This is a genomic window from Rhodoferax sp. TH121 (genome assembly GCF_002251855.1).
In the GTDB taxonomy this organism is placed as follows: domain Bacteria; phylum Pseudomonadota; class Gammaproteobacteria; order Burkholderiales; family Burkholderiaceae_C; genus Allorhodoferax.
Window position 1 is genome coordinate 765424 of sequence record NZ_NOXW01000022.1, and the last position, 19288, is coordinate 784711.

Sequence of the window (19288 nt, forward strand, 5' to 3'; positions counted from 1 at the left end):
AGATATGAATGCAGTGACCGGAACCCGCAACGAGACTTTGGAGCAAGCGTCCGCGGACGCTATCAGCCTGAATGTGGGCTACTTTGCCCGGCGTACCTGGTTTGACTGGCTGTTTGCACTGCTGGTGGTTGCGGGCGGCCTGTTTGCCTTTACCCGCTATGCCGACAGCATGGATGTGTATGAGAAAGGCATTTTGCTGGCGGCGATTCCCTCGGTGATCTGGCTAGGTTGGTTTTGGAGACCCTTGCAGGCCTTGATGCTGGTAGTGGCCGGGCTGTCGCTGGCGGCCGTGTTCTCTTACCAAGGCTCGCTGGAGCGGGCCGAGACGGTGTTTTGGCTCAAGTACTTTTTGTCCAGCCAGTCGGCCATTTTGTGGATGAGCATGTTGTTCTTCATGGCGACGGTGTTCTATTGGATTGGCGTGTTTGCTAAAGGCCGCGCTGACGGTATAGAGTTGGTGGCGTCGCGTTTGGTGTGGGTGGCCATCACCATGGCACTGACCGGCACCATGGTGCGTTGGTACGAAAGTTATTTGCTGGGGGCTGACGTTGGGCACATCCCGGTGAGCAATCTGTACGAAGTTTTCGTTCTGTTTTGCTGGATGACTGCTGCGTTCTATTTGTACTTTGAAGCCCAATACAAGACTCGTTCTTTGGGAGCGTTTGTCATGCTGGTGATTAGCGCTGCCGTGGGCTTCTTGCTCTGGTACACGGTGGTGCGCCAGGCCCATGAAATTCAGCCTTTGGTGCCCGCACTGAAGAGCTGGTGGATGAAGCTGCATGTGCCGGCCAACTTCATTGGCTACGGTACCTTCGCCTTGGCTGCCATGGTGGCCTTTGCCTACCTGATCAAGCAACAGGCAACAGAAACCCGCTGGTACAAACTCGCTCCGCTGTGGTTGTTGGGCATTGTGTTGTGTTTTGAACCGCTGGTGTTTCGTCGGTCTGCGAGCGGCGGAATGAGCGACTATTGGGCCGTGTACTTTGGTGTCTCGGCCCTGGTGGTTGCGGGTATTTTGCTGGGGCGCAAGCAGATTGCGGCCAAGCTGCCCAGCTTTGAGATTCTGGACGACGTCATGTACAAGTCCATCGCGGTCGGCTTTGCGTTTTTTACCATCGCCACCGTGCTGGGTGCACTGTGGGCAGCTGAGGCATGGGGTGGCTACTGGAGCTGGGACCCCAAGGAGACCTGGGCCTTGATCGTGTGGCTCAATTACGCGGCTTGGCTGCATATGCGTCTCATGAAGGGGCTGCGCGGCACCGTGGCCGCGTGGTGGGCCTTGGCAGGGCTGGCAGTGACCACGTTTGCCTTTATTGGTGTCAACATGTTCCTGAGTGGCTTGCACAGCTACGGAACTTTGTAAGAAGCGGCATGGTCGGACGACCAATGACCATCCAAGGAGTCCCCATGCTGATCAAGTCCACAAGTTCCGGTTTTGAGCACCCGATCGCCAGCGAGATCACCGCGCCTGGCGTCTACGAGTCACGTCGCCAAATGCTCAAGCACTTGGCCACAGGTGTTGCAGGTGTTGGCATGGCGCAATGGGCGGCTCGGGACGCTTTGGCGCAGAGTGCCGTTTGGGGGGCAGCGCCTGGCAAACTGGCTGCATTGCCCTCCAAAGCCTCTTCTGTGGCAGGTGCCATGGCGATGGAAAAGGTGACTGCTTACAAGGACGCCAGCAGCTACAACAACTTTTACGAATTCGGTACCGACAAAGCGGACCCCGCTGTCAACGCCCACACACTCAGGACCGATCCCTGGTCGGTGGAGGTCGAGGGGTTGGTGAAAAAACCAGGCCGCTTCGCGCTGGAGGATCTGCTCAAGCTCAGCCCCATGGAGGAGCGGATCTACCGCCTACGCTGTGTGGAGGGTTGGTCCATGGTGATTCCGTGGGTGGGCTACTCGCTGGCAGAGCTGATCAGGAAGGTGGAGCCGCTAGGCAGTGCCAAGTACGTGGAGTTTGTGACTTTGGCTGACCCCAAGACGATGCCTTTTGTCGGTTCGCGTGTTCTGGACTGGCCCTATGTGGAAGGTCTGCGCATGGATGAGGCCCTACACCCGCTGACCTTGCTGAGCTTCGGCATGTATGGCGAAGTGCTGCCCAAGCAGAACGGAGCCCCCGTGCGTCTGGTGGTGCCATGGAAGTACGGTTTCAAGAGCGGCAAGAGCATCGTCAAGATCCGCTTCACCGAGAAGCAACCCGGTACTGCGTGGAACAAGGCGGCGGCCAACGAATATGGCTTCTATTCCAACGTGAACCCGAATGTGGACCACCCGCGCTGGAGCCAGGCCACTGAGCGCCGTATTGGCGAAGACGGCCTGTTTGCCAAGAAGCGCAAGACGTTGATGTTCAACGGCTACGAAGCCCAGGTGGGCCAGCTCTACGCCGGCATGGACCTCAAGAAGTTCTACTGAGGTATGGCCTTCGTAAATGCCTGGCTGGCCCATCGCGCGGCCAAGCCAGTGGTGTTTGCCGTGGCAGCCTTGCCGCTGGCGTGGCTGGTGTTTGCGGCTTTTGCGGACCGTCTTGGCGCCAACCCTGCAGAAGCGCTGGTGCGTGCCACGGGAGATTGGACGCTGCGCCTGCTCTGCGTGGTGTTGACGGTGACACCACTGCGGACGATTGCCGGTTGGCCCTCACTGGCTCGTCTGCGGCGCATGCTGGGGCTGTGGACCTTTGCCTACGCGCTGTTGCACCTGCTGGCCTACAGCTGGTTCGACATGGGGCTGGACGTGGGGGATATCGCCAAGGACATCGCCAAGCGACCGTTCATCCTGGTCGGCTTTACGGCTTGGCTTCTGCTGTGGGCCTTGGCAGCCACCTCGTTCAACCGGGTCATCAAGGGCATGGGCGCTAAGCGTTGGCAGGCGCTACATCGGGCGGTGTACGCCGTGGCTGGCTTGGCCCTGTTGCATTTCTTCTGGATGCGGGCCGGTAAAAACAACTTTGCCGAAGTCGCGGTTTACGCGCTCATCATCGCGCTGTTGTTGGGCTGGCGCCTGCGCCGTCTTTTGAAGAAAAACAGGCCCTAGCCCCCTTAGATTCTGCGCGAGCAGCTCCTGTTTTGATAGTGAATCAGAGCAGCAACTCACCGCGCAGTTGGTCTGCCAGCGTGTCGCGCTGGCGGATCAGGCGGGCCTGCACACCATCCACCAGCACTTCGGCAGCTTTGGGGCGGGAGTTGTAATTGCTCGACATGCTCATGCAATAGGCACCAGCCGACAGCACGGCCAAGCGATCGCCGGGTTGCGCTGCCAGGCTGCGGTCGCGGCCAATCCAGTCACCGCTTTCGCAGACCGGGCCCACCACGTCGTAGACCGTGCTGCCTGCAGTGGCAGACGTGGCTTGCAGCGGCACGATGGCATGAAAGGCTTGGTACATGGCCGGGCGGGGCAGGTCATTCATGGCGGCGTCGACGATGCAGAAGTTTTTCTGCTCGCCGGGCTTGAGGTACAGCACCTCGGTCACGCACAGGCCGGCGTTGCCCACCAGCGAGCGGCCCGGCTCGATCATCAGCTTGCGCTGGCCGAAGCCACGTGCGTCCAGCTTGGCCAGCAGCTTGGCCCACAGAGCGTCGGCTGCGGGTGGTGTATCGCCGTTGTAGTTGATGCCCAGGCCACCACCGAAGTCGATATGTTCAATCGGGATGCCGGCTTTCTCAATGGATTCCACCAGGTCCAGCATGCGGTCCATGGCATCCAGATAGGGCGTTTCCTCGGTGATTTGGGAGCCGATGTGGCAGTCAATGCCGACCACTTGCAGGCCGGGCAGGGCGGCGGCGCGCTGGTAGGTAGCGAGGGTGCGCTCGTGCGCGACACCGAATTTGTTGCCCTTCAGTCCCGTAGAGATATAGGGGTGGGTCTTGGGGTCGACGTTGGGGTTCACGCGGATGCTGATAGGGGCTTTGCGTCCCATCGATACCGCAACGTCGTTCAGCACGTCGATCTCGGCCTCGCTCTCCACATTGAAGCAGCCCACGCCGGCTTCCAATGCCTCGCGCATTTCGGCGCGGGTCTTGCCCACGCCGGAGAAGATCACTTTGGCCGCATCGCCGCCAGCTGCCAGTACGCGGGCCAGTTCGCCGCCCGACACGATGTCAAAGCCGCAACCGGCCTTGGCAAATAGCTGGAGCACGGCCAGCGAAGAATTGGCCTTCATGGCGTAGCAGATCTGCGCGTTGCGGCCGGCGAAGCCCTTCTGGTAGGCGGCTAGCGCTGCCAGCATGGAGCCCTTGGAATACACAAATAGGGGGGTGCCGTGTTGCGCTGCCAGCGCATCGACGGCGCAGTTTTCTACATGCAATTGCCCGTTGTCGGCGTAGTGGACAAAAGGGTGACCGGGCAGAGAGGCGTGGCTCATGGTGTGGAGGAGGTACTGCTGGAGGGGCTTGCTGCGGGCACCTGGGGTGCTGCTACAGGCGTGTTGCGGGGGGGAGTTTTGGCGGGCAGATACAGTGAGCCGGTCTGGCCACAGGCGGCCACAGTGAGCACACTGAGGGCAAGGGCAAGGTGTCTGACTAGAATTAGTGCTGCTTTCAACATGCTGAAATTGTAATGACCGACCAGGAATTCATGGATCGCGCCGAAGCGCTGCTCAAGGCAGTGGAGGTCGGCTGCGACAGGATCAACGATGATTCGGATGCCGACATCGACAACCAGCGGGTTGGTGGAATGGTGACGCTGACCTTTCCCAACCGCAGCCAGATCATCATCAACTTGCAAAAACCGCTGCATGAGGTCTGGATGGCGGCCAAGTCCGGCGGCTACCACTACTGCTGGTTGGACGGAGCCTGGCAGGATACGAAAGGGCAGGGAGAGTTCTTCTCGGCATTGACGGCCAACGCTACTCAGCAGGCCGGCATGGCACTGGTGTTCACGGCCTGATCATTGGCTGAACAGATCGAGGATTTTTTTCTTTTCCTCGGCTGCTGGCATTGGGATGGTTTCGGCTTCAGGTGCGTCACCCAAGCCCAGCGAGGAGATGCCCGCGCCTTTGGCGAATTCCTCGTAATACCACTCGCCTCCTTGGTGAACGACCCCCTCGGGTACGGGGACCTCGGTCACGGGCACGTTTTTGAGTGCCGTTTCCATGAAGCTGATCCACACCGGCAGACTCAGGCCACCACCGGTCTCCCGGTCGCCCAATTTGCGTGGGGTGTCGTAGCCAATCCAAGTGACTGCAGCCAAGGTGGGCTGGTAGCCTGCAAACCAGGCATCCATGGAGTCGTTGGTCGTACCGGTCTTGCCATAAAGGTCGGGGCGCTTGAGTGTGGCTTGCGCGCGCGCGGCAGTGCCGGAGCGGGTGACTTCCTGCAGCAGGCTAGACATGATGAAGGCATTGCGTGGTTCGATCGCACGCTCTGATTCTTCCAAGATGGGGGCCGAGGACTCAACCAGCACCTTGCCACGCTGTTCGCTGACCTTGGAGATCACCCACGGATTTACGCGGTAGCCCCCGTTGGCAAACACCGCATAGCCGGTGGCCATCTGCATGGGGGTGACAGTACCCGCGCCCAGCGCCATCGTGAGGTAGGCCGGGTGCTTCTCTGCTTCAAAACCAAACTTGCCCACCCACTGTTGGGCGTATTCGGTCCCTACCGACTGCAGCACCCGGATGGAGACCATGTTTTTGGACTTGGCTAGGCCACGGCGCAAGGTCATTGGGCCTTCGAAAGTGCCATCGTAATTTTTGGGCTCCCAGGGCTGCCCGCCTGTGACGCCGGCGCTAAAGAATAGGGGGGCGTCGTTGATCACAGTGGCCGGCGTGAACCCTTTTTCCAGGGCTGCCGAATAAATGAAGGGCTTGAAGCTGGAGCCTGGCTGGCGCTGGGCCTGGATGACATGGTTGAACTTGTTCTTGGCAAAGTCAAAGCCGCCCACCAGGGCTTTGATCGAGCCGTCCCGCGGGTCCAGCGCCACAAACGCGCCTTCCACTTCCGGCAACTGTGTCATCTCCCAGCCACCTTTGGCGGTTTTTGCGACACGAATGACAGCGCCACGGCGGATCTTGATGTTGGGCGGGGCTTTTTCTGATAGCCCCGACTGTGCCGGTTTGAGCCCATCCCCGGTGATTTCCACGATCTCGGCATTCTGTCGAATGGCTTTGACCAGTTTGGGAGTGGCTTCAAGGACGACCGCGGACATTACATCCCCATTGTCCGGGTGTTCGTCCAGGGCTTCGTCGATCGCATCTTCCAGCTCCTGCGCATTGGTGGGCAGGGTGATGAATTTTTCGGGGCCTCGATAGACTTGGCGACGCTCAAAATCCATGATGCCCCGGCGCAGGGCTTTGTAGGCTGCTATTTGGTCTTGTGTGCGTAGGGTGGTTTGAACGTCTAAGCCGCGGGTATATGTTTCCTCACCATACTGTGCATAGACCAGCTGGCGCACCATCTCCGCCACATACTCGGCGTGGACGGGGTTGGCAGCTGCGTTGTTTTTTATCCTGAGGGGCTCAGCTTTTGCCGCCACTGCCTGCTCTTCGGTGATGAAGTTGTTTTCCAGCATCCTGTCAATGATGTAGAGCTGGCGCGAGCGGGCGCGTTTGGGATTGGCGACCGGGTTGTAGGCTGAGGGGGCTTTGGGCAGCCCAGCCAACATGGCGGCTTCAGCGACGGTGAGGTCTTTCAGCGGTTTGCCGAAGTAGGTCTCCGCCGCAGCTGCAAACCCGTAGGCGCGGTTGCCCAAGTAGATCTGGTTCATGTAGATTTCCAGAATCTGATCTTTGCTCAAGTAGTGTTCCAACTTGAAAGTCAGCAGGATTTCATAGATTTTTCGTGTGAATGTTTTTTCAGAGGACAGATAGACATTGCGTGCCACTTGCATGGTGATCGTCGAGGCGCCTTGGCTTTTGACGCGGCCAACATTGGCCAGACCGGCCCGAACCACGCCGACATAGTCCACACCGCCGTGTTCATAAAAGCGTGCGTCCTCGATCGCCAAAATGGCGTTGGTCATGACCTTCGGGATGTCTTTGATGGGTGTGAGGTTGCGGCGTTCTTCGCCGAACTCTCCAATCAAATCACCGTCTGCTGAGAAAACACGCAGCGGCAGTTTGGGGCGGTAATCCGACAGATCCGAGATATCCGGCAAATTGGGAAAGGCCATGGCCAATGCCAAGGCCACCATTGCAAGAACAGAAAATACACCTGCCAAGCCTAGGCCCACCAGCCACAACAAGATGCGTAATACCCAGTGCATGGGCGTGGAGGAGGGTGGCGATTCGGATTTTGAAGCGGGCATACTGTGTGAAAGTGGCGGCGTACGCAATTATAAAAATGCTGCCTGAAAGCCAGCCGGAGGTAAGAACTGGCATTCTTCAACATACTCTGGTGGTCTGTGCACAGGCACCCTCTGAAATCCGTCACTCGCTTACTTTGCGTAACAAAGCGTCTGCTTTTGGCAACGTTGCTTAGAATCAAAATGGCGAAAAACCTTTGCCGCTCAATGATCTTGCTGCTAGCATTGAAGTGATTTCTTAAGTTTCGCCGGTCTGTTGCCGGTTTGTTTCAGGGGACCATTTTGATCGCATTGGGGTCGTTATTCAGTCGACAGCCCGCGCCCATGCTGGGGCTGGACATCAGTTCGTCCAGCGTTAAGCTGGTAGAGCTAGGGCGTGACAAGGCTGGTAATCTGGTCCTTGAGCGTTGTGCCATCGAACCGTTGGAGCGGGGTTGGATTTCTGATGGCAACATCGAAAAATTCGACGAAGTGGCGGAGGCCGTTCGCCGATTGGTCAAAAAAAGCGGTACCAAAACCAAGCACGTTGCAATGGCGCTGCCGCCATCTGCGGTGATTACCAAAAAAATTATTCTGCCCGGTGGCATGACAGACCAAGACTTGGAGTTGCAGGTCGAGTCGGAGGCCAACCAGTACATCCCCTTTCCACTCGATGAAGTCAGCTTGGACTTTTGCGTCATCGGACCCAGCGCAGCATCAGCAGGCGATATCGAGGTTCTGATTGCTGCTTCGCGTCGGGAGAAAGTTCAAGATGTTCAGGGCCTTGCGGAGGCCGCTGGCCTCACCCCGGTGGTCGTGGACGTGGAGTCATATGCCTCGCGCTTGGCTGCTGCACGCCTGATTGAAAATTTGCCCAATGAAGGCCGTGGGCTTATCGTCGCTTTGTTTGAGATCGGCGCGATGACCACCAGCATGCAAGTCATGCGTGATGACGAAGTACTCTATGACCGAGATCAAGCGTTTGGTGGTGCGCAGCTCACGCAGTTGATTGTTAGGCAGTATGGATTTTCTCAAGAAGAGGCAGAAAGCAAAAAGCGCAGTGGAGAACTGCCTGAGGACTACGAGTCCGCAGTCCTCAAGCCCTTTATTGACACCATGGTGCAGGAATTGGGGCGCGCGCTGCAATTTTTCTTCACCAGCACGCCGCACAACAAAGTGGACTACATCATGCTGGCTGGCGGCTCCGCAGCCTTGCCAGGCCTCACCAATGCTGTGACTCAGCACACTACTTTCCCTTGCAGCTTGCTGAACCCATTTGATGGCATGGAAATTGGTGATGGCGTCAGGCTTAAGCGCATGACACGTGAGGCACCGTCTTATCTGACTTCGTGCGGGTTGGCCTTGCGGAGGTTCGCACAGTGATTCTGATCAACTTATTGCCCCATCGCGAGGCAGCCCGCAAGCGCCGTCGTGATTTATTCAATGTCTCACTTGGCGCTTCCGCTTTGCTTGGCGGCATTATTGCGGGCTCTGTTTTCCTCTGGTATCAAGCTGCGATTGCTTCCCAACAGTCCAACAATACCTTGTTGGAAACTGAAATCAAGAAACTGGAAGCACAAATCAAGGACATTGCGACCCTCGAGTCCGAGATTGCTGCATTGCGCGCCCGCCAGCAAGCGGTGGAAGATTTGCAGTCGGATCGCAACTTGCCAGTGCACTTGTTGACGGAGTTGGTGAATCAGTTGCCTGATGGCGTGTATGTCAACAAAATGACTCAGGTAGACCAGTCAGTCACCTTGAACGGTGTTGCCCAATCCAATGAGCGAGTTTCTGAGTTGTTGCGTAATCTTGCGAACAACACCCCTTGGTTTTCCAAGCCAGAGTTGGTTGAAATCGTTTCGGGAACGGCGTCTATCTCGCCAAAAGAACAAAAGCGGGTTGCCAACTTTGTGATTCGTGTGCGCTTGGTCCGAGCCAGCGAAGCAGAAAAAATTGCAGCCAAGATGGCAGCCGAAGTAGCGTCCAGTGCTGTGCGGCCCGCTTCTTCGGTGGCGCTCGTGCCAGCCAAACCTTAGGTCCTGCGTATGGCTAAATCTACATCCTCTTCGATTGACTTTGCAGCTTTGCAGGAAAAGCTTGCAGGGCAGTTTCGTGACCTTGATCCCAAGGATCCGTCATTGTGGCCTTCGCTTCCCCAATACGCACTGTTCGCTGTTACCAGCATTGCCGTAGTCGTCGCACTCTGGTTTGTTTGGCTCAGTGGATCAGAGGAGGCTTTGAAGCTTGAGCAAGACAAAGAGCTGGTACTGCGTGAAGACTACAAGAAGAAGCTTGTAAAGGCGGTGAATCTGGATGCTCTGCGCAAGCAGCGTGAACAGGTACAGCAGTACGTGACCCAATTGGAAAAACAATTGCCCAGCAAGGCGGAGATGGATGCTTTGTTGTCGGACATCAACCAAGCTGGTTTGGGCCGCAGTTTGCAGTTTGAGCTTTTTCGGCCTGGGCAAGTGGCGGTGAAGGAGTACTATGCAGAACTGCCTATTACGCTACGTGTGACAGGGCGATACCATGACATCGGCGCGTTTGCATCAGACATTGCTCACTTGTCGCGTATCGTGACCTTGAACAACCTAACTGTTGTTCCACGGTCCGAAGGAGCCTTGACGTTGGACGCTACTGCCAAAACCTTCCGCTATCTAGATGCCGACGAAGTTAACGCGCAAAGAAAAGCTACTGGAGCAAAGAAATGATCCAGCAAGTGTGGAGGGTAATCCCGTTTTTGGCATTTGCTGTCTTGCTTGCCGGTTGTGGATCGTCTAGTGAGGACGATATTCGCCAATGGATGGTCAGCGAACGCAATCAAGCGCGCCCCAAGGTCGCTCCCATACCTGAGCCGAAGCAGTTTGTTCCCGCACCTTATACCAACATTGCGGCGGTTGAGCCGTTTAGCAATCAAAAACTGACGCAAGCGCTTAAGCGTGATTCGGCGCGGGCAGTGTCGAACGCCTCTCTGGTAGCGCCAGAATTGACCCGCCGCAAGGAGCCGCTCGAGGCCTTCCCGTTGGACACTATGTCTCTGGTGGGCAGTATTGTGAAGGCCGGCCAGCCTGTCGCTCTGGTGAAGGTGGATAACCTGTTGTACCAAGTCAAAGTAGGCAACTACTTGGGCCCCAACTATGGCCGTGTCATGAAGATCGATGAGACCGAAGTCACTTTGCGCGAGATTGTGCAAGACGCCGTTGGTGAGTGGATTGAACGCGCTGCAACCCTGTCGTTGCAAGAGAGGTCGAAATGATGATTCCTATGCTTATGCGAGAACTGCGAATGTACAAAAGAATTTGTGCGGCCTTTCTGTTGTCTTTGTGTGGATTGGTTTATGCCCAGCCCGTGATCGAAGCTGTAACGGGCTCCATGCAAGGTGGCGGTGAAGTTGTAAAGATTGACCTTTCCCAGGCGTTGACGGCGTTGCCAACAGGATTCGCTATTCAGTCTCCTGCGCGTATTGCATTGGACTTCCCTGGTGTCACTAACGCCATGGGGCGCTCGACAGTCGAAATTAATCAAGGAAATTTGCGTTCGGTCAGTGTGGTGCAGGCTGGAGAGCGCACCCGTGTGGTCTTGAATTTGAAGCAACCCGCAGCCTACAAGGCTGAAATCCAGGGCAAATCGCTATTGGTGGCGTTGGAGCCAGTCGTTGCGACTGGGCCTGCTTCGATCACCAATTTTGCTGAGAGTCGAAATCGCGACAGTGCTCCTCTCAAAGATCTGGATTTCCGTCGTACTGCAGAAGGTGCAGGCCGAGTGGTTGTGACCTTGCCCAATAATCAAGTGGGCGTGGATATTCGCCAGCAAGGTCAAACTTTGGTCGTTGACTTTATGAAATCCACCTTGCCCGAAGGTCTTCGCCGCAAGCTCGATGTGAGTGATTTTGGCACTCCAGTGAAGTCGGTGACGTCTGTACAGTCGGGTGACCGTGTCCGAATGGTGATTGAGCCGCAGGGCCAATGGGAGCACAGTGCCTATCAAAGCGATGAGCAGTTCGTCGTGGAAGTCAAAGAAATTAAGGTGGATCCCAAGAAGCTGACACAAGGCGTTGGTTATAACGGGCAAAAACTGTCCTTGAATTTCCAGAATATTGAAGTTCGGAGTTTGCTGCAAGTAATTGCAGACTTCACTAACTTCAATATCGTTACTTCAGACTCTGTGTCCGGTTCTGTGACACTCCGCCTGCAGGATGTGCCTTGGGATCAAGCACTGGACATTATTTTGCAAGCCAAGGGTCTGGGTCTGCGCAAGAGCGGCAATGTTCTTTGGGTTGCGCCCAAGGACGAAATTGCCGCCAAGGAAAAGCTGGATTTGGAATCCGTGGTTGCCGTGCAGAATTTGGAGCCTTTGCGAACACAGGCATTCCAGATTAACTATGGCAAAGCTTCAGATATCGCTGCAGGGTTGGTAGCTGCTGGGTCGGGGCCTGGACAAGGTGTAACACCTAGCCGGATTTTGAGTAGTCGCGGCAGCGTGATTTACGAAAATCGTACCAACCAGTTGTTCGTAACTGATATTCCGAGCAAGTTGGAGCAGGTGCAACAATTGATTGCCAAGATCGATATTGCAGTTCGCCAGGTGCTTATTGAAGCGCGTATCGTTGAAGCCTCGGACAGCTTTGGTAAATCCTTGGGCGTGAAGTTAGGTGGGGGCGGTACTGCGGCTGCCACCGCTGATCGTCCTGGGCTTGCTGTTGGCTCCAGTTATGTTGTGGGTTCAGCGGCTACAACCTCTGGGAACTTTGTTAATTTGCCGTCTACGGGCGCGTTGGGTTCCAGTAGCCCTGGTACTTTCGCGGTATCCATTTTTGGTGCTGGCGCAGACCGTTTCTTGAACTTGGAGATATCTGCGCTGGAGGCCGATGGGAAAGGTAAGGTTGTATCCAGTCCACGGGTTGTGACTGCAGACCAAATCAAGGCCTTGATTGAGCAGGGTACTGAATTGCCGTACCAAGTCGCTTCTTCCAGTGGAGCAACATCGATTGCCTTCCGCAAAGCTAACTTGAAGCTGGAGGTGTTACCGCAAATTACACCTGAGGGCAACATCATTTTGACTTTGGACGTTACAAAAGACACGGTGGGGCAATCCACGCCTGCTGGTTTTGCGATTGATACCAAACACATTCAGACGCAAGTGTTGGTCGAAAACGGGGGCACTGTGGTGATTGGCGGGATTTTCACGGAAGACCAAACCGAAAGTGAAACCAAGGTGCCATTTTTTGGCGATTTGCCCGGTTTGGGTGTGTTGTTCCGCAACCGTGCCAAATCCACCACCAAGCGGGAAATGCTGGTGTTCATCACTCCCAAGGTGCTGTCTGACAAGGCCATTGCCCGCTAACTCTGGAGTCGGTTGGGTGGATGTGTCTTGCTTTTGAGTATCAGTCTGGTCGGCTTGCCCGGCTCTGGAAAAACGACGGTAGGAAGGCAGCTTGCACGCAGGCTTCGCCTTCCTTTCGTCGATTCTGACCACGCTATCGAATCACGTCTGGGCTGTTCGATTCGCGAGTTCTTTGACCGCGAAGGAGAGGCCAAGTTTCGCGACATTGAGCAGGATGTGCTTGATACCTTGACGCTAGGGGATGTTTCGGTCATCTCCACGGGCGGTGGGGCTGTGTTACGGCCAACCAACCGCCAACACCTACATGACCGTAGCCATGTGGTGTACCTCAAATCCACACCTGAAGAGTTGTTTCGACGCTTGCGCCATGATGTCAGCCGTCCGCTCCTCCAGGTGGCTGACCCTTTAACCCGCATGCGGGACCTGTTTGCTGTGCGTGATCCCCTGTACCGGGAAACTGCCCACTTTGTGTTGGAGACCGGGCGCCCCTCCGTCGCCACTCTGGTGAACATGGTAGTCATGCAATTGGAGCTGTCAGGGCATTTGCCAGCGGCTTAACGTCGTTCTGCTGGGCAAGGGATCTCCGCTCACATGCGCTCAGCCTCTAAACTCGGGGGATGACGACTCCCACCTTCTCCACCGTTTCCATTGATCTGGGGGAGCGCAGCTATCCCATCATTATCGGCACGGGCTTGCTGGCCCACCCCGCTACCTACGCCCAGCTTCCCAAGGCCGCCCACGCCGTGGTGGTGACCAACACCACCGTATCGCCGCTGTACGCCGACGCACTGGTGTCCGCCCTGCGCACGCGCTACCCGGGGGTGGATCTAGTGGTGCTGCCCGATGGCGAGAGCTACAAGCACTGGCAGACGTTGAACCAGATCTTCGACGCCCTGCTGGGCAAAGGCTGTGACCGCAAGACCATTCTCTTTGCCCTAGGCGGTGGCGTGGTGGGCGACATGACTGGTTTCGCCGCCGCCAGCTACATGCGGGGCGTGCCCTTTGTGCAGGTGCCCACGACCTTGCTCGCCCAGGTGGACTCCTCGGTGGGGGGCAAGACCGGCATCAACCACCCGCTGGGCAAGAACATGATTGGCGCCTTCTACCAGCCACAAATGGTGGTGTGCGACATCGCCAGCCTCACCACCCTGCCTGCGCGCGAGCTGAGCGCGGGCCTGGCGGAGGTCATCAAATACGGCCCCATTGCCGATCTGCAGTTCCTCGACTGGATCGAAGCCAACCTGGAAGCCTTGATAGCGCGCGAGCCGCAGGCTCTGGCCTATGCCGTGCAGCGCAGCTGCGAGATCAAGGCCTGGGTAGTGGGCCAGGACGAGCGCGAAGCCGGCCTGCGCGCCATCCTGAACTTTGGCCACACGTTTGGCCACGCCATCGAAGCCGGACTCGGCTATGGCGAATGGCTGCACGGCGAGGCCGTGGGCTGCGGCATGGTGATGGCGGCGCATTTGTCGCAGCGCCTGGGCTTGGTGGATGTCGCCTTTGTGGAGCGACTCACGCGGCTGGTCCAGAAGGCCGGTCTGCCTATCGTCGGCCCGAAGCTGGACGCTGCAGACAACGCAGGCCGCTACCTGGAATTGATGCGTCTGGACAAAAAGTCGGAAGCGGGCGATATCCGCTTCGTGGTGATAGACGGGCCGGCGCGAGCGGCCGTGCGCGGTGCACCGGATGCTGTGGTGCGCGAGGTGATTGACCACTGTTGCGCCTAATGCGCTATTGATTTAATAGCTGTTCGCGCATATTCCATAAGCTTTATAGCCCTAATCCATGCCAGAAACCCTGCGCCCGTACGCGTGTGACCCCGCGCATTCGCGCGGGCGGCGTTATGCGCAGCCCGATGCCCCGACACGCACCGCCTTCCAGCGCGACCGCGACCGCATTGTGCACTCCACGGCCTTTCGGCGGCTGGTCTACAAGACGCAGGTGTTCATCAACCACGAAGGGGATTTGTTCCGCACGCGGCTGACCCACTCGCTGGAGGTGGCACAGCTGGGGCGCTCCATGGCCCGCACCTTGGGGCTGAGCGAAGACCTGGTGGAAACCATTGCGCTGGCCCATGACCTGGGGCACACCCCGTTTGGCCATGCCGGACAAGACGCACTCAATGAATGCATGGCGCCTTTTGGGGGCTTTGAGCACAACTTGCAAAGCCTGCGCGTGGTGGATTGGCTGGAGGAGCGTTACCCCCAGTTCGACGGGCTCAACCTCAGCTTCGAGTCGCGCGAAGGCATCCTCAAGCACTGCTCGCGCAGCAATGCCGGGGCGATTGAGGCGCTGGAGCCCGCATACGCCGATGGCGGCGGCGGGGTAGGGCGCCGCTTTCTGGGCCCAGGCCAGCCCAGCCTAGAGGCGCAGCTTTGCAACCTGGCCGACGAGATCGCCTACAACGCGCATGACATTGACGACGGGGTGCGATCGGGCCTGCTGAAGCTGGAGCAGCTGCAGGACGTGCCGCTGTTCGCCGAGTTCAGCCAGTCCGCCCTGACGCAGCACCCCGACCTGGGCCAGCCCGCGCACGCGCGCCGCTGGCTGTACGAATCCATCCGCCTGATGCTCAGTGCGCAGGTGTACGACCTGATGGCCGCCACCCAGGCCGCGCTGGATGCGGCGCAGCCGGCGTCCGTGGCGGCGGTGCGCCAGCACCCGGAGGCGCTGGTGTGCTTCAGTGCCGACATGCGGGCCCAGTCCCGCGCCATGAAGGCCTTTTTGTTCAAGCACCTGTACCGCCACCCCCAGGTCACGCAGACCATGGCCCAGGCCAAGCAGGTGATTGCCGATTTGTTTGCCGCCTACTGCGACGCACCCACGCAAATGCAAAACGAAGCGGCAGTTCGCCTGGCCGCCCCGGCACCGAAGCACCACCTGCACGATGCCTGTGTGGAGCGCCGGGTGGCGGACTACATTGCCGGCATGACCGACCGCTTTGCGCTGCGCGAACATGAACGCCTTACGGGGCAGCGCCTGTTTGCCGCATGACCCTGACCTGCACCACATCCATGTCGTCTTCCGCCAACGCCCCCACCCCCGAAGCGGCGCGTGCCATCGCCGCCATGCAGCATTGGCTGGAGCGCGCCGTGATTGGCCTGAACCTGTGCCCGTTTGCCAAGGCGGTGCACGTCAAGCAGCAGATCCACTACGTGGTCTACCTGGGTGACGATGCCCAAGAGTGCCTGGCCTTGCTGCGGGCCGAACTGCGCGACCTAGCAGACGCCGACCAAGAGGTGCGTGACACCACCTTGCTGATCGCGCCCCATGCCTGGCCCGACTTTCTGGATTTCAATGATTTTCTGAACCAGGCCGACCGGGTGCTGCGCAAGGCCAAGCTCGACGGCGTGTTGCAGATCGCCAGTTTTCACCCCCAGTTCCAGTTTGCCGATGCTGCGCCGCAGGACATTGGCAACTACACCAACCGCGCCCCGTTTCCCACCCTGCATTTGCTGCGCGAAGCGAGCATTGACCGGGCGGTCCAGGCCTTCCCCAACGCCGAGTCCATCTTCGAGAAGAACATTGAGACCCTGGAGCGGCTCGGACATGCCGGTTGGGATGCACTGGGTTTGCGCTCCACCAAGGACTCATCATGAACACCAAGCCACGCAAGCCGGGTGCCCAAGTCAGCGCGCCGCCCAAGGCCCATCCCCTGGCCGAAGAGGTGCGACCCGGGCAATCCATCCAGCTGCTGCAGGAGCTGCACATCCTCACGCGTGAGGGCAAGCTCAACCAGGACTCGCGCCGCAAGCTCAAGCAGGTCTACCACCTCTACCAGTTCATTGAAAAACTCATGCTGGAGCTACCCCCCAGCAGCAGCGGCACGCTGACCCTGGCTGACCACGGGGCCGGCAAGTCCTACCTAGGCTTTATCCTGTACGACCTGTTCTTCAAGAACCTGCCAGCCAGTCACCTCTATGGCATCGAGACGCGGGCGGAACTGGTGCAGAAATCGCTGACCCTCGCGCAGCAGCTGGGCTTTGCGCGCATGAGTTTCCTGAACATCAGCGTGGCCGAATCGACCCAGTCCAGCGACTTGCCGCCCACCTTCGATGTGGTCACGGCCCTGCACGCCTGCGACACGGCCACCGACGATGCCATCGCGTTTGGCCTGCAAAAGAAGGCTCGCGCCTTTGTGCTGGTGCCTTGCTGCCAGGCCGAAGTTGCACGCCACCTTAGCCAGAGCAAGGCCCTTTCGCTGACGCGCACGCCGCTGGCCGAGCTGTGGCGCCACCCGCTGCACACGCGTGAATTGGGTAGCCAGATCACCAATGTGCTGCGCTGCCTGTACTTGGAGGCGCATGGCTACCAGGTCACGGTGACCGAGCTGGTGGGCTGGGAGCACAGCATGAAGAACGAGTTGATCCTGGCGCGCTACACCGGCCAGCGCAAGCGGTCTGCCGCCCAGCGCCTGCGCGCCATTCTGGAAGAATTTGGCCTGCTGGCCCTGCTTGACACGCGGTTTACATTGCCGGTCGAGAATGCGTAGGACAACGCCTTGCCCGTCTGAACCGTTAAGAAGGGCTGGCGATGCGGTTCGCAATTGTGAAACAGGAGTTTTATATGCAAATGAATCTGAAATCGGTGGGCTCTGTGGCACTGGTGTTGGCCTTGGTTGCCTGTGCCAGCAGCAGCCCTGACGTGATTCAGCGTGGCGATGCCCAGCGCATGGCCCAGGTGCAAGACGGCGTGGTTCTGTCCGTGCGCACTGTGGTGGTGGACGGCAGCCAGTCCGGTATTGGCGCAGCCGTCGGTGGCGTTGTGGGTGCTATCGGTGGCTCCGCCGGCAGCGGCGTGCAGCGAGAGGCCCAGGTTCTGGGCGTGTTGGCGGGTGTGGCGGGGGCGGCTGCTGGCAATGCCATCGAACGGTTTTCCACCAAAGAAGAAGCCGTGGAAATTCTGGTGCAGCTCAAAGGTGGTGACCGCCGTGCCATCGTTCAGGCCAAAGGCAGCGAGCAATTGGCAGCAGGGGACCCAGTGATTTTGGTGACAACAGGTGGCAAGGTCCGTGTGACCAAAGCGCCCAAGTAACCTGACTTAGATCAATACTGTTGCGGGGGCGTCGCCCCACAATGGGAACCGAACGGGCGCAATCAAGCGCTCGTTGTCTTTGGGGTCCCCAGCATGCCAATCGAGCTTTACAAAGATGCCCATCACTGCTGCGTGATGTTTACGGACCTGGTGTCCGATGAAGCCGAGGCGGTACAGGCCAACCAGTTCCTGATCGTCAACCACGGGGAGGGCGTCATCCTGGATCCGGGTGGCAACATGACCTATAACGAGCTGAACCTGACCATGCGCAAGTACATTGCGCCCCAGCAGCTGGACTACATCCTCGCCTCCCACGCGGACCCCGACATCATTGCTTCCCTGGATCGCTGGATGACCTCCACCCAGGCCAAGCTGGTGATCTCCAAACTTTGGGCACGGTTTGCGCCTCACTTTTGCAAAATCGGAAAAACGGAAGACCGGATCATCGCCATTCCCGATGAGGGCGGGCGCCTGCACTACGGCAAGGCCGATCTGTGGCTACTGCCGGCCCACTTTCTGCATTCCGAGGGCAATTTCCAGTTTTACGACCCAGTAAGCAAAATCCTGTTTTCGGGTGATCTCGGTGTTTCCCTGGTCAGCGGTCAGGAGGCGCAGCAGTTCATTACCTCATTGACTCCTATGCCGCCTGGCATGGAGGCCTTTCACCGTCGCTACATGGTTAGCAACAAAATCCTTAAACTTTGGGTACGCATGGTGCGGGAGCTGGAAATTTCCATGATCGTGCCCCAGCATGGCGCGCCAATTAAGGGCGAGGCAATCGGGCAATTGTTGGACTGGCTAGAGACCTTGTCCTGCGGAATCGACCTGATGGGCACGCCCCAGTACCAGTTGCCGCATACGCGTCTTTGAGTTTGCCAAGGATTGGCGGCATTCGGGCAAACTAACGATATGGCACGTCTCCCCCGATTGACCCTGGCGGCTCATCCTCACCACATCATCCAGCGCGGCAATAACCGCCAAGCCATTTGCTTGGACAGTGCGGATTTCCAGGCCCTCAAAGACGCTTTGGACACATCCGCTCAGCGCCTTCAGGTCGCTGTACACGCTTTTGTGCTCATGGACAACCACTTCCACCTGCTGGCCACGCCGCCTACGGATGAAGCCTTGCCCAAGATGATGCAGGCCCTGGGGCGCAGCTATGTGCGTTACTTCAACGACCGCCACCAACGCACTGGCACCCTATGGGAAGGGCGCTACAAGTCCACGTTGATCGAGCCGGAGCCGTATCTGCTGGCCTGCATGGTCTACATCGACCTCAACCCTGTACGAGCCGGCATGGTCGCCAATGCGGCGGACTACCCCTGGTCCAGCTATGCGAACTACGCGGGTATGCGCGCGGACAAGCTGCTGACCCCACATCACTTGGTCTGGAACCTTGGTAACACTCCGTTCGCGCGCGAGGCCGCCTACGCCGAATTGGTGCAGGCTGGCCTCACATCCGTGCAGCAGGCTGCGCTCACCCAGGCGGTGTTACACGGTTGGGCACTGGGGGCGCCAGAGTTTCTCGATGCCTTGCAGAAAAAAACCCCGCGCCGCGTTACCAAGGGTACTCCAGGGCGGCCGTCCAAATCTGCAAGTTAGAAGCGAAATTGGCCTCTAGCCCTTGTGGGCATTGCGTAAGTAGCTATTAATTTTAATATGTCCCTATTTATTTCCCGACAGAAACATTCAACAA

General features: G+C 58.1%; 21 protein-coding genes. 18 read left to right on the top strand and 3 right to left on the bottom strand.

Annotated features, from left to right (window positions below; all coding sequences use genetic code 11):
* Positions 1-4 precede the first annotated feature (4 nt).
* Genes ccsB through CHU94_RS17950 form a run of 3 tightly spaced genes read left to right on the top strand, consistent with a single transcriptional unit; the run spans position 5 to position 3033 of the window.
* Positions 5-1363 (top strand): c-type cytochrome biogenesis protein CcsB, encoded by a 1359-nt coding sequence (gene ccsB, locus CHU94_RS17940; protein WP_094482385.1) that lies wholly within the window; start codon positions 5-7, stop codon positions 1361-1363.
* Between the two features lie 44 nt (positions 1364-1407).
* Complete coding sequence (msrP, locus tag CHU94_RS17945; protein WP_094482870.1) at positions 1408-2415, top strand: protein-methionine-sulfoxide reductase catalytic subunit MsrP; 1008 nt, start codon at positions 1408-1410, stop codon at positions 2413-2415.
* A gap of 3 nt (positions 2416-2418) precedes the next feature.
* Positions 2419-3033 carry a sulfite oxidase heme-binding subunit YedZ gene (locus tag CHU94_RS17950; RefSeq protein WP_094482387.1) on the top strand — a complete coding sequence of 205 codons (615 nt, stop codon included), beginning with the start codon at positions 2419-2421 and terminating at the stop codon, positions 3031-3033.
* A gap of 43 nt (positions 3034-3076) precedes the next feature.
* Here the strand turns inward: CHU94_RS17950 and lysA are convergent, their stop codons facing one another.
* Both lysA and CHU94_RS19130 read right to left on the bottom strand, forming a co-directional pair.
* Complete coding sequence (gene lysA / locus CHU94_RS17955) at positions 3077-4360, bottom strand: diaminopimelate decarboxylase (RefSeq protein WP_094482389.1); 1284 nt, start codon at positions 4358-4360, stop codon at positions 3077-3079.
* Positions 4357-4542 (bottom strand): lipoprotein, encoded by a 186-nt coding sequence (locus CHU94_RS19130; RefSeq protein ID WP_141211488.1) that lies wholly within the window; start codon positions 4540-4542, stop codon positions 4357-4359. The genes lysA and CHU94_RS19130 overlap by 4 nt, the downstream gene beginning before the upstream one ends.
* Before the next feature lie 12 nt (positions 4543-4554).
* Here CHU94_RS19130 and cyaY point away from each other — a divergent pair, with 12 nt between their 5' ends.
* Entirely contained in the window at positions 4555-4884 is a 330-nt protein-coding gene (gene cyaY / locus CHU94_RS17960; RefSeq protein WP_094482391.1) for an iron donor protein CyaY, read from the top strand.
* Here cyaY and CHU94_RS17965 read toward each other — a convergent pair whose 3' ends face one another.
* Complete coding sequence (locus tag CHU94_RS17965; protein WP_255034052.1) at positions 4885-7182, bottom strand: penicillin-binding protein 1A; 2298 nt, start codon at positions 7180-7182, stop codon at positions 4885-4887.
* On the opposite strand from CHU94_RS17965, the gene CHU94_RS19605 reads away from it, so the two are divergent.
* The 14 genes from CHU94_RS19605 to CHU94_RS18030 all read left to right on the top strand — a co-directional run bounded on the left by CHU94_RS19605 (position 7106) and on the right by CHU94_RS18030 (position 19194).
* On the top strand, positions 7106-7288 hold the full coding sequence (locus CHU94_RS19605) for a hypothetical protein (RefSeq protein ID WP_255034055.1): 183 nt from the start codon (positions 7106-7108) through the stop codon (positions 7286-7288). The two genes, CHU94_RS17965 and CHU94_RS19605, sit on opposite strands and share 77 nt — an antisense overlap.
* Positions 7289-7521: 233 nt before the next feature.
* Positions 7522-8601 (top strand): pilus assembly protein PilM, encoded by a 1080-nt coding sequence (locus tag CHU94_RS17970; protein ID WP_094482872.1) that lies wholly within the window; start codon positions 7522-7524, stop codon positions 8599-8601.
* Positions 8598-9254 (top strand): PilN domain-containing protein, encoded by a 657-nt coding sequence (locus CHU94_RS17975; protein ID WP_094482396.1) that lies wholly within the window; start codon positions 8598-8600, stop codon positions 9252-9254. The genes CHU94_RS17970 and CHU94_RS17975 overlap by 4 nt, the downstream gene beginning before the upstream one ends.
* A gap of 9 nt (positions 9255-9263) precedes the next feature.
* The gene (locus CHU94_RS17980) at positions 9264-9929 is read left to right on the top strand and encodes a type 4a pilus biogenesis protein PilO (protein ID WP_094482398.1); all 666 of its coding nucleotides are present in this window, start codon (positions 9264-9266) and stop codon (positions 9927-9929) included.
* Entirely contained in the window at positions 9926-10474 is a 549-nt protein-coding gene (locus CHU94_RS17985; RefSeq protein WP_094482400.1) for a pilus assembly protein PilP, read from the top strand. The genes CHU94_RS17980 and CHU94_RS17985 overlap by 4 nt, the downstream gene beginning before the upstream one ends.
* Before the next feature lie 29 nt (positions 10475-10503).
* Positions 10504-12561: a type IV pilus secretin PilQ gene (pilQ, locus tag CHU94_RS17990; protein WP_255034053.1), complete on the top strand. Its 2058-nt coding sequence runs from the start codon at positions 10504-10506 to the stop codon at positions 12559-12561.
* Positions 12562-12594: 33 nt separating this feature from the next.
* A complete protein-coding gene (locus tag CHU94_RS17995) occupies positions 12595-13119 on the top strand; it encodes a shikimate kinase (protein ID WP_094482876.1) in 525 nt (174 codons plus the stop codon).
* 59 nt (positions 13120-13178) lie between these two features.
* Positions 13179-14285 (top strand): 3-dehydroquinate synthase, encoded by a 1107-nt coding sequence (gene aroB, locus CHU94_RS18000; protein ID WP_094482402.1) that lies wholly within the window; start codon positions 13179-13181, stop codon positions 14283-14285.
* 58 nt (positions 14286-14343) lie between these two features.
* A complete protein-coding gene (locus CHU94_RS18005; protein WP_094482405.1) occupies positions 14344-15552 on the top strand; it encodes a deoxyguanosinetriphosphate triphosphohydrolase in 1209 nt (402 codons plus the stop codon).
* A 20-nt stretch (positions 15553-15572) separates the two neighbouring features.
* The gene (locus CHU94_RS18010; protein WP_094482878.1) at positions 15573-16157 is read left to right on the top strand and encodes a DUF1415 domain-containing protein; all 585 of its coding nucleotides are present in this window, start codon (positions 15573-15575) and stop codon (positions 16155-16157) included.
* The gene (locus CHU94_RS18015) at positions 16154-17050 is read left to right on the top strand and encodes an SAM-dependent methyltransferase (RefSeq protein WP_094482407.1); all 897 of its coding nucleotides are present in this window, start codon (positions 16154-16156) and stop codon (positions 17048-17050) included. The genes CHU94_RS18010 and CHU94_RS18015 overlap by 4 nt, the downstream gene beginning before the upstream one ends.
* Positions 17051-17124: 74 nt before the next feature.
* Positions 17125-17592, top strand: coding sequence for a hypothetical protein (locus CHU94_RS18020; RefSeq protein ID WP_255034029.1), 468 nt, complete (start codon positions 17125-17127; stop codon positions 17590-17592).
* Positions 17593-17685: 93 nt separating this feature from the next.
* Positions 17686-18462: an MBL fold metallo-hydrolase gene (locus CHU94_RS18025; protein ID WP_094482409.1), complete on the top strand. Its 777-nt coding sequence runs from the start codon at positions 17686-17688 to the stop codon at positions 18460-18462.
* A 39-nt stretch (positions 18463-18501) separates the two neighbouring features.
* Positions 18502-19194, top strand: a complete 693-nt coding sequence (locus CHU94_RS18030; protein ID WP_094482411.1) for a transposase — start codon at positions 18502-18504, stop codon at positions 19192-19194.
* Positions 19195-19288: the final 94 nt, after the last annotated feature.